The following is a 9,456-nucleotide window of genomic DNA, read 5'->3' as shown; positions in this document are numbered from 1 at the left end:
CATTATAAAAGAAGGTGTAGTTATTTGGATAATAATGATCTAAAGGTAATACAGCGGCTTATGGGGCAAGCACGGGCAACCTGGGCAGACCTGGGGGCACTTCTTGGGTTGTCTGCTCCTGCCGCTGCTGACAGGGTTCGTAAGCTGGAGGAATCAGGGATAATCAAAGGTTATGCTGCACTGATCGATCCTGAGGCAATCGGTTATGGTCTGGCTGCTTTAATAGCAGTTACTTTGGATCGTCCGGAGCAGAAACCGGCGTTTTTAAAGATGGTTCAAATCGTGTCTGAAATACAGGAGTGTCATCATATTGCAGGTGCGGAAGATTATATTTTAAAAGTACGGTGTACAAGTACCCGCGACCTTGAGCGGTTAATCAGTGAAGAAATAAAGTCTTTACCAGGTATCAGAACCCGTACAACTGTAGTTTTATCTACAATCAAAGAAACGCCGGTATTGCCAATAAAACCAGAGAGAGGGTAGAAGAACGTTGGAACTGATTTTTCTTATTAAAGGTATAATACTAGGGTTTTCTATAGCAGCCCCGGTGGGGCCGATTGGCGTACTTTGTATTCGCCGCACACTCTCTCAGGGGATGCTGAATGGTTGTCTTTCCGGTCTGGGAACAGCAACGGCTGATGCCCTGTATGGTTGTATTGCTGCTTTTAGTTTAACTGCCATTTCCGCATTTTTCCTTGATCATCAATCATATTTGCGCTTATTTGGCGGACTATTTTTACTTTATCTGGGTTATACCACATTTACATCAATACCAGGAGAGGTAGCGGCCAAGGCGGGCGACAAAAGACTTCTTGCAACCTATATATCTGCCTTTTTCTTAACCATGACTAATCCGCTCACGATCATGTCATTTGCCGCTGTTTTTGCAGGATTAGGGATCGGTGAGACTGCCGGCAATTACAACGCAGCCGGAATATTGGTTTTGGGAGTATTTATTGGGTCAATGCTGTGGTGGGTGACCTTAAGTGGAATGGTGGTTATGCTTCGAGCGAGCTTTGACCAGCGGCGACTGACCTGGATTAACCAACTTTCAGGAATAATAATAGCTGGATTTGGTATATTGAGCCTAATTACCATTTAGACAGATCGCTATTCCAAAGATGCTTATATATTCCGCAGTAAAGAGTTTGCAGGCGCAGGCGGGTGGTGTATTGACAACGCTCCACCGCTGGCGCTTGACTTCCGCTTTTGCCAACACACCACCCGCCTGCAGAACTTTAACGCGTTGTAGATAGTTGATTTGATGCCTGGCAACTTGTTTGCTGGTTGGATGGCTCAACCTCATTCACATAATTTTGACCCCATTCGCAGAGAGAGGCCAAAATAGGTAAGAGGCTTTTGCCGGATGTTGTGAGCGAATATTCTACTTTGGGCGGTATCTGGGTATATATATAGCGATACACCAACCCGCTTTGTTCTAATTCCCGGAGTTGCTGGGTCAGCATTTTTTGCGTAACTTTAGGCAGGGCTTTTTTAAGCTCGCTAAACCGCAGGGTATTATCACCAAGATACCATAGAATAAGCGATTTCCACTTCCCGCCGATGAGCTCCAGCGTCAGTTCCATCGAACATTGATATTCGGTATTTTTGTAATGAATCATAGTTACCATCCTCTCAGTATCCAAATAGATACTAGGATACAAATAAGTGCGTACTTGCTTGGTTGTATACTAGTAATTATAATTATATCAAAAGATATAGCTTAGGAAAACCCAAAAAATGAAAATATAGGAGGGTACATAATGAAAGTAATTGCCTTTAATGGTAGCCCGAGGGTAAACGGAAATACTGCGCAGGGTATCAAAATCGTACTTGAGGAATTAAACAAGGAAGGAATTGATACTGAGGTTATTCAACTTGGCGGGCGTAAGGTTTATGGTTGCCTTGCTTGCGGAAAGTGCTGGGAGACCAAGGACAATCGCTGTATTCGGCAGGATGACGAGATGAATACGTTCATTCAAAAGATTCAGGAGGCTGATGGAATTATTATTGGCTCTCCCACCTATTTCAGTAATGTTTCCACAGAGGTGAAAGCGCTGATTGACCGCTGTGGTTTTGTTGCCAAAGCAAATGGTGGGGATCTGCTCAGGGGGAAAGTCGGTGCTGCAGTAGTTTCTGTCCGGCGGGCAGGCTCTACTTTCACCTATTCTGCCATCAATTTCTTTTTTGGCATTGCTGAAATGGTTATTCCCAGTTCGAGCTACTGGAATATGACGCTGGCCTTGGAGCCGGGGGACATCCAAAAAGATGATGAGGGTATCCAAACATTCCAAACGTTAGGTAAAAATATGGCGCATACGCTGAAAAAACTCAATAGTTAATTGTCACCGAATGGATGAGGGCAGGCTCCGCTTACTCTGGTAATATAAAAAACCGCGAATATTCGCGGTTTTTTATATTACCAGAGTGTCCCCTTTTTCTTGATAAAAGCAATAGTTGTTCATTTTTGCTGTTAGGTGTATGTTACAGTTGTTAAGTGTTATCAAGGTAATCTTTGTGGTGTAGGCAACAGTAAGAATGAGGCCGGATGCTTTTATGCAGACTGCGGCAATAATAAAAAGAATGGGGGATTACAGATGAGCAGACGTGTGGTTATTACCGGGATGGGGGCAGTTACCTCCCTGGGATTAGGAGCAGATAAGCTGTGGCATTCGATTAAGAATGGACAATCCGGTATTAGTCGTATTGAACGGATCGATGTGGCCGGTTTGTCCACCCAGGTTGCGGCAGAAATAAAGGATTTCGACCCCACTAGTTTTATTGAGAAAAAAGAGATTAAGAGAATGGACCGGTTTACCCAGTATGCCGTAGCCGCTACCCAAATGGCGATCGGGAACTCACGTTTAGTAATAACCAACAGTGAGCGGGCCGGTGTGATCATCGGCTCAGGCATCGGTGGTTTGGAGACCCTGGAGAATCAACATAATGTACTCTTAGAAAAGGGTGCAGACAGGGTCAGTCCCTTCATGGTGCCCATGATGTTACCCAATATGGCGGCTGGCATGATTGCGATTAAGTTTGGGGTTAAGGGCTTTGTCGAGTGTGTTGTAACTGCCTGTGCTTCATCGACAAATGCAATCGGTGATGCCTATCGGGTAATCCAGCGCAATACGGCTGATGTTATGATTGCCGGCGGGGCTGAGGCGCCCATTACCCGATTGGCGATGGCAGGATTCAATGCAAGTAAGGCGATGACAACAAATCCGGATGCTGCTACTGCTTGCAGGCCCTTCGATATGGAACGGGATGGATTTGTTATGGGGGAAGGAGCCGGGGTCCTTATTCTCGAAGAACTTAATCATGCGTTAGGACGGGGGGCTGATATTATTGCCGAGGTTGCAGGCTATGGCTGTACGAATGATGCGTACCACATTACTGCAGTTGCGCCAGGGGGAGCAGGTGGTGCGGCGTGTATGAGCCTGGCTCTGGCTGATGCTGGTCTAAGCCCGGCAGATATTCAATATATTAATGCCCATGGTACCTCAACTGAGTTAAATGATAAAAGCGAGACGGCTGCGATCAAAGCTGTTTTCGGGGACCATGCCTATCAATTGGCTGTAAGCTCTACGAAATCAATGACAGGCCATTTATTTGGCGCAGCAGGGGCAGTTGAGTCAATAATTACTGCATGTGCAGTAAAGGAAGGCTTCCTGCCGCCGACGATTAACTATAAGAATCCAGACCCTGAGTGTGATTTGGATTATATCCCGAATCTTGGTAAAGCAGCAAAAGTTTCACATGCGCTGACAAATTCCTTTGGCTTTGGCGGACATAATGCCACCTTGGTTATTAAGGCTTATCAATGATTATAAGATTTATTTCAGAGACCTAAACTGGATTTGTACAGAGGGCTAGGGGGCGGGCAGTATGGATTTGAAAGAAACTATCGCAACGTGTATTTGTTATATTGAAGATAATCTCTATAAGAAGATCACGCTGGATGATATTGCTGTTTCCTGTGGGATGTCAAAATATCACCTGCACAGGATGTTTAAGTCGTTGACTGGAGAATCCCTGATGGAGTATGTTCAATCCCGCAAGCTCTCAGCCAGTATTTCTGAACTTAAAGATACGAATAAGAGAATCATTGATATTGCTATGGATTTCGGTTTTGATTATGAACAATCATTTATTAGGGCCTTTCGTAAAAAGTTCGGATTTACGCCTTTAAAAGTAAGATCAGAACCAATGTCTTTAGTTATTCAGGAGAAGCTAAATATTGATGAGATTATGTCAGTTGATAACTCTGTAATATACAAGCCGTTTTTTATGTTTAAACAGAAATTTGGCCTTGTGGGAATAAAGCATAAGATCATGAGTAAATCAGGTGACCGGGTGGCCAACTTGTATGGCCGTGATTTTTTTTACAATGAGAAGCAGCGGATCAGCAACGCTGTTGATCCGCAGGTTTACTTCGGCTATACAGACTGGAGTGAAAATGACAAAGGCTGTATCTATTACATGCCGTCCATTCAGGTACATGATTATAAGCAGACCCCTGAAGGCATGGAAGGGATTCTGATACCTGCCCATAAATATGTTGTATTTCGTTTTATCGGTTTTTTTCGTCCGGATGACATTAATGGCAGGCAAGTAGGGCGGTTGCTTGTGCATATGTATTCTAAGTGGATTTTCAATTCTGGTTATAAATTTGCCGATACTTTTAGGTTTGAAGTTATTGATACCAATTTATCCAAGGATAATTATTGTGAACTGGATATCTATCAGCCGATTGTGGATGGTGACCGAACATTAACCACACTCTAACTCACTGCAAATAATTTTTAGTAGTTTATGGGCCCGGTCTGTCCAGGAGTTTTCGCGGGCTAACTGAATTCTGGCAGCGCGTCCTTGCTTATCAATTGGCGGTGAAAAACCAGGAAACAGATCCTCAGTGATGATGGTAACACATTCATGGGAGAGCCCCGGTAAGGGGGTGCTCAGAATGGGGATGCCGCTGGCAAGGTACTCCCAGAATTTTACCGGGTTAACCCCTCTGGTCATTTCCGTAATCTTAAAGGGGATTAGACAATGACTAAAATTACTCAGATAGCGGGGTAAATGGGAGTAATCCTGGTGATGCAGGTAGTGCATATTGCCATTGGTAAAGGCTATTGATCTTTGGCACAATAATGAACCAATAAACACAAATTCGTAATCAGGCAAGCACCTGGCCATGGAATTGACTAATTTCATATCCAGCCAGGGCGCGATAGCCCCGATATAACCGATAATGGGCTTGTTCCCATTGAAGGGTGGCCAGTTGATAGGATGGCGAGTTTGCGCAAGCTTAAAATGGTCGTAATCACAGCCGTTGGGGAGAAAGTGAATTTCCTTTTTTACGATCGAACGGGCTCTGTTTACAAGCGAGCAGGCCGTGGCAGTAACAACATTTGCCTGTTGTACAGCTTTGGCATAGTCAGGCAGCCAATTAGCAAATTCGTCAGCCGGTTCATCGACCGAATCAAAGATACTAAGATCGATTCTTGCAGACTGGATTTGCCTGATGTGAGCCGGATAGGTGAAGTAGGCTATTAGAGGGTGGCAAGGGTAGCTAGCCCGTGCCCACTCTACGGCTGTATTAAATCCCTGACCGTTTGCCAGCAGCAGGTTCTCTGTGAGTTTGATCATGCCATCAGGATGACGTTTATGCAGATTTACATTGCAGAATATACCGATGCAGCCAAGCCCTGCCAGGGCTTTAAGCAGTTGTTGCGGGCGTTGGTGAAGGTAATCCCAGTCGATCGTAGGGGGATATATAATAACAGGTTGCATAGTTATCACCTCACAGTCATTATATTCTGCGGCATGACGTAAGGGTTCACTGTTGCTCTTATCGAACAAAGCTCGTGCAAACTTTACTATAAGTCGCACGAGCTTTGTTATTAACTTTTGAGATTCTTATTTGGGATGGCCACCAGGTTCATCGTTTCGCTTGTCAACATAGAGTTTTCCCTCAGGTGTAAACATTGCCAAGGTTATGTTAGCCACATCAATAATTCCCAGGTTGTTTAGCTGTTGCTGTAACTGTTCAATGGTTAATCCGCTTTGGACCAATCCTTGCTCAATGATTTTTCCATCGATAATAAGCTCTGTGCCTGGTGAAGTTTCCAATGAGATTTGGTTTTGATTCTGAAGGTTAAAGTCTTTTAGTGTCGGGGTTTGATAGTCCTGTTTCTTTAAGACGCTAAGCTGACCATCCGGCTCTATCAATGCTAATGCGATTTGTTGGGGATCAAAGATCCCTTGCTTACGAAGCATCTCTAAAAGGTCATTGACATTATAGTAACGCTTTCTCAGGTTGTCTTCTAAAATTTTACTGTTATGTATTACCAGCAGCGGCTCCGCCTCGAGAAGCTTCCGGGCTGGCAGCGATAGCAGGGATAACTTATTAATAGCCAGAACCCATAGTGTTGCGACCGTTATCGCAACTATCCCGTTATGGATACTAAAAGCAGCATCAGTGATGGCCGAACCGCCAATTTCTCCAATGACAAGACCGATGACAAAATCATAGAAGGTCAATTCTGATAGTGTTCTTCGGCCTAGTATTCTGGAAACGAGCAGCAGAAACAATAATATTAGTAAAGTGCGAATGCCTATAGAGAGTGCCTCTGTCATTAAACAATTCCCCCCAGGAAAACTCGCTCCCTTTAATAAGATAGTATATTGAAATTGCCCGTTAAAATACAGGAAGATTTATGGCTGGTTTTCATGTAAAATGTGTGATATACGGAGTAATCAGGAGGAATAATATGAAGCAGGCTTATGCTCCCGGTTGTGCACTCATACTATATAAACCGGAGCTTGCAAAAAGAATGCACTATTTTTTAAACAAAGAATCCGATGGTATAGCTGAGCATCTGATTTGTTGCAGAAATAATCCCCGGCTTTCACCTGGAACAAAGATAATCAATACCTGTGCAGGTTGTGACAGACGATACAGAGAACTGTATGAGGGCATTTCCACGATATCGCTTTGGGAAATAGTAGCAGAAAGCAATACATTCCCGTTCCCAGACTATCGGGGCATGACAATGTCTGTTCATGATGCATGTCCCACACGCACGGAGGAACGTGTGCATAGGGCAATCAGAAAGCTTCTTACCAAGATGAATATAAAGGTCATTGAACCCCGAAATACACAAACCCAAGCGACTTGTTGCGGTGATAGTTTTTATGGTACTTTACCGTTAGTACAGGTCAAAGAGAAAATGAAAAAACGTGCAGACGAAATGCCTGTTGAAGATGTGGTAGTCTATTGTGTTTCCTGTATTAAAGCAATGCACATTGGCGGGAAGAAGCCACACTATATAGTTGATTTGTTATGGGGCGAGGATACTACCAACGGCACATATGAGCCTGATGCTTGGCACCAGGAATTACAACGCTTCATTGATGTACATTCATAAGGAGAAAGCTGATGGAAAAGACAGGCGATATTCCTGATAGCGTGAAATGGCAGGCCGTGACAGAGTGCAATAAGAGCTGTGATGGACTGTTCTTCTATGGGGTAAAAACGACAGGTATTTTTTGCCGCCCGGCCTGCAGGGCAAAAACCCCCAGGCGCGAAAATGTTGTTTTCTTCAGTAAGTTAGATCAGGCAATTTCAGCCGGTTTTCGGCCGTGTAAAAAATGCCGTCCGGATGTACTCGTTTTCGAACCAGATATAGAGCTTGTGAGGAAAGCGTTAGCGATATTTGATCAACAATATAACCAGTCAATCGAGGTAGGTGAGATTTCAAAACAGCTTGGCGTGAGTTCACCCCACTTAGCCAGACTATTTAAGCAGCATGTCGGTTTTACCCCGGCACAATATCTGACAAAAATAAGAGTGGAGTCGGCAGTAAGATTACTTGAACAAACAGACCGTAATATTCTCGAGGTTGCTTATACGGCCGGTTTTATCAGCTTATCTAACTTTTATAAGTGCTTTAAAGAGCAAATAGGCGTTACACCTAATCAGTTTAGAAAAAGGCGAGGTGATTTATAGTGGCTTTATATTTCTATCAGACTGACATCGGTAAAATTGGTATCAGTGAACAGCAGGGCAGTATTACAAATCTTTATTTTGCGGAAGACCAGATACCACAGGACAGTGTGATATATGAGACTCCGGTCCTTAAGGAAGCAGCTCAGCAACTTTACAATTATCTCTCAGGTTCACTTGAAGAATTCACACTACCTCTGGCACCTGACGGCACCGACTTTATGCAACAGGTTTGGACAAGACTCTGTGAGATACCCTATAGTGAAACTGCGTCATATAAAGACATTGCGATAAAAGTGGGTAACCCAAAGGCGTTCAGGGCTGTTGGACTTGCCAACAACCGCAATCCAATTCCAATATTTATTCCCTGTCACCGCGTTATTGGTACCAATGGGTCACTTACAGGCTACCGGGGCGGACTTGGTCTTAAACAAAGATTGCTTATGCTTGAACAGAGCAAAGGCAGGATAAAAGCAGATTGTGACCGCCCATGAATCGATCAGGTCAGCCTCTCGAAATAGATACATTACCAGAATTCTGTTTTGATGAGCAGGTGGCTTTTCTTCGTTTATCCCCACTTGATTGTTTGTATATAGTGGAAGAGGATACCGTTTATAAAGCAATTAGGGTAAATGGATGTCAGGTGATACTGAAGATAACTGCACCGGCGGCAGGTAAACTAGCAGTCATGTTTTCCGGGCATAAGGATGATGATATATTACAGGATGCTGCAAAGCAATATGTGGTGGAATGGTTTAATCTTGATACAGATATTAGGCCATTTTACGAAATGGCGCGAGCAGATGTGATGCTGGCACCATTGATTGAACATTACCGGGGGCTGCACATTGTAGGCATACCTGATTTGTTTGAGGCAATTGCCTGGGCCATTATCGGACAGCAGATAAATTTAACATTTGCCTATAATCTGAAACGGCGTTTTGTACAGGCATTTGGTGAGCAGATCACTTCCGCAGGCCGTCAGCATTGGCTGTTTCCTTTGCCGGAGATCGTGGCAGGCTTAACTGTTGATGATTTTTTGCCGATGCAGTTTTCTAGACAGAAAGCAGCCTATCTCATTGGTGCAGCCCAGGCCATTGTGGGCAATCAGCTAAGCAAAGAAGAATTACTCTGTGAACCAACATCGTTAGCTATGAAAAACAGCCTGGTAAGTCTTAAGGGAGTGGGGGAATGGACAGCCGACTATGTGCTGTTGAAATGCCTCAGGCAATTAAATGCTTTTCCGATAGGTGATGCCGGATTACAAAATGCTGTGAAGGCCTGTCTAGCGGGAGCTCAAAAGCCATCTCCTGCTGACCTGCAGCGGCTGGCCTTGCCCTGGCGGGGCTGGGAAGCATATGCGACCTTTTATTTGTGGCGGAGCCTTTATAAGTGATATAATAGTAGATAAATCAAAAGGAGTGGAACTTATAGGTTCCACTCCT

General features: G+C 44.2%; 12 protein-coding genes. 9 read left to right on the top strand and 3 right to left on the bottom strand.

Going from position 1 to position 9,456, the window contains the following annotated elements; all coding sequences use genetic code 11:
• Window positions 1-24: 24 nt before the first annotated feature.
• Both VN379_RS10000 and VN379_RS09995 read left to right on the top strand, forming a co-directional pair.
• Window positions 25-483, top strand: a complete 459-nt coding sequence (locus VN379_RS10000) for an Lrp/AsnC family transcriptional regulator (RefSeq protein WP_325533346.1) — start codon at window positions 25-27, stop codon at window positions 481-483.
• Window positions 484-490: 7 nt separating this feature from the next.
• Window positions 491-1,102 (top strand): LysE family translocator, encoded by a 612-nt coding sequence (locus VN379_RS09995; protein ID WP_325533342.1) that lies wholly within the window; start codon window positions 491-493, stop codon window positions 1,100-1,102.
• Window positions 1,103-1,238: 136 nt separating this feature from the next.
• On the opposite strand, the gene VN379_RS09990 is transcribed toward VN379_RS09995, so the two are convergent.
• Window positions 1,239-1,622 carry a helix-turn-helix domain-containing protein gene (locus VN379_RS09990; protein WP_325533340.1) on the bottom strand — a complete coding sequence of 128 codons (384 nt, stop codon included), beginning with the start codon at window positions 1,620-1,622 and terminating at the stop codon, window positions 1,239-1,241.
• A 141-nt stretch (window positions 1,623-1,763) separates the two neighbouring features.
• Between VN379_RS09990 and VN379_RS09985 the strand changes: the two genes are divergently transcribed.
• From VN379_RS09985 to VN379_RS09975, 3 genes are all read left to right on the top strand, one after another.
• Entirely contained in the window at window positions 1,764-2,342 is a 579-nt protein-coding gene (locus tag VN379_RS09985; protein ID WP_325533338.1) for a flavodoxin family protein, read from the top strand.
• A 255-nt stretch (window positions 2,343-2,597) separates the two neighbouring features.
• Window positions 2,598-3,827, top strand: a complete 1,230-nt coding sequence (fabF, locus tag VN379_RS09980) for a beta-ketoacyl-ACP synthase II (protein WP_325533336.1) — start codon at window positions 2,598-2,600, stop codon at window positions 3,825-3,827.
• Window positions 3,828-3,888: 61 nt separating this feature from the next.
• Window positions 3,889-4,788: an AraC family transcriptional regulator gene (locus tag VN379_RS09975; RefSeq protein ID WP_325533334.1), complete on the top strand. Its 900-nt coding sequence runs from the start codon at window positions 3,889-3,891 to the stop codon at window positions 4,786-4,788.
• Here VN379_RS09975 and VN379_RS09970 read toward each other — a convergent pair.
• Together VN379_RS09970 and VN379_RS09965 are read right to left on the bottom strand one after the other, a co-directional pair.
• Window positions 4,774-5,796 carry a hypothetical protein gene (locus VN379_RS09970; protein WP_325533332.1) on the bottom strand — a complete coding sequence of 341 codons (1,023 nt, stop codon included), beginning with the start codon at window positions 5,794-5,796 and terminating at the stop codon, window positions 4,774-4,776. The genes VN379_RS09975 and VN379_RS09970 overlap by 15 nt on opposite strands.
• 126 nt (window positions 5,797-5,922) lie before the next feature.
• Window positions 5,923-6,642 carry a DUF421 domain-containing protein gene (locus VN379_RS09965; RefSeq protein ID WP_325533330.1) on the bottom strand — a complete coding sequence of 240 codons (720 nt, stop codon included), beginning with the start codon at window positions 6,640-6,642 and terminating at the stop codon, window positions 5,923-5,925.
• 134 nt (window positions 6,643-6,776) lie between these two features.
• Between VN379_RS09965 and VN379_RS09960 the strand changes: the two genes are divergently transcribed.
• From VN379_RS09960 to VN379_RS09945, 4 genes are read left to right on the top strand one after another with little or no spacing between them, the layout of a single operon-like run.
• Window positions 6,777-7,433 (top strand): heterodisulfide reductase-related iron-sulfur binding cluster, encoded by a 657-nt coding sequence (locus VN379_RS09960; protein WP_325533328.1) that lies wholly within the window; start codon window positions 6,777-6,779, stop codon window positions 7,431-7,433.
• A gap of 11 nt (window positions 7,434-7,444) precedes the next feature.
• Window positions 7,445-8,014 (top strand): bifunctional transcriptional activator/DNA repair enzyme AdaA, encoded by a 570-nt coding sequence (locus tag VN379_RS09955; protein ID WP_325533326.1) that lies wholly within the window; start codon window positions 7,445-7,447, stop codon window positions 8,012-8,014.
• Window positions 8,014-8,505 (top strand): methylated-DNA--[protein]-cysteine S-methyltransferase, encoded by a 492-nt coding sequence (locus tag VN379_RS09950; protein WP_414714983.1) that lies wholly within the window; start codon window positions 8,014-8,016, stop codon window positions 8,503-8,505. Before VN379_RS09955 ends, VN379_RS09950 begins: the two co-directional genes overlap by 1 nt.
• A complete protein-coding gene (locus VN379_RS09945; protein ID WP_325533324.1) occupies window positions 8,502-9,407 on the top strand; it encodes a DNA-3-methyladenine glycosylase in 906 nt (301 codons plus the stop codon). The genes VN379_RS09950 and VN379_RS09945 overlap by 4 nt, the downstream gene beginning before the upstream one ends.
• Window positions 9,408-9,456: the final 49 nt, after the last annotated feature.

The organism is Sporomusa sp. (genome assembly GCF_035561255.1).
GTDB lineage: Bacteria > Bacillota > Negativicutes > Sporomusales > Sporomusaceae > Sporomusa.
Note: the sequence above shows the minus strand (reverse complement) of the source record. Positions and strands in the feature narration are given on the sequence as shown.

Excerpts from the sequence above, each read along its gene's own strand:
- VN379_RS09985 (WP_325533338.1), top strand. The coding sequence starts at position 1,764 with ATGAAAGTAATTGCCTTTAATGGTAGCCCGAGGGTAAACGGAAATACT.
- fabF (WP_325533336.1), top strand. The coding sequence starts at position 2,598 with ATGAGCAGACGTGTGGTTATTACCGGGATGGGGGCAGTTACCTCCCTG.
- VN379_RS09945 (WP_325533324.1), top strand. The coding sequence starts at position 8,502 with ATGAATCGATCAGGTCAGCCTCTCGAAATAGATACATTACCAGAATTC.
- VN379_RS09975 (WP_325533334.1), top strand. The coding sequence starts at position 3,889 with ATGGATTTGAAAGAAACTATCGCAACGTGTATTTGTTATATTGAAGAT.
- VN379_RS09960 (WP_325533328.1), top strand. The coding sequence starts at position 6,777 with ATGAAGCAGGCTTATGCTCCCGGTTGTGCACTCATACTATATAAACCG.
- VN379_RS09990 (WP_325533340.1), bottom strand. The coding sequence starts at position 1,622 with ATGATTCATTACAAAAATACCGAATATCAATGTTCGATGGAACTGACG.
- VN379_RS09965 (WP_325533330.1), bottom strand. The coding sequence starts at position 6,642 with ATGACAGAGGCACTCTCTATAGGCATTCGCACTTTACTAATATTATTG.
- VN379_RS09955 (WP_325533326.1), top strand. The coding sequence starts at position 7,445 with ATGGAAAAGACAGGCGATATTCCTGATAGCGTGAAATGGCAGGCCGTG.
- VN379_RS09970 (WP_325533332.1), bottom strand. The coding sequence starts at position 5,796 with ATGCAACCTGTTATTATATATCCCCCTACGATCGACTGGGATTACCTT.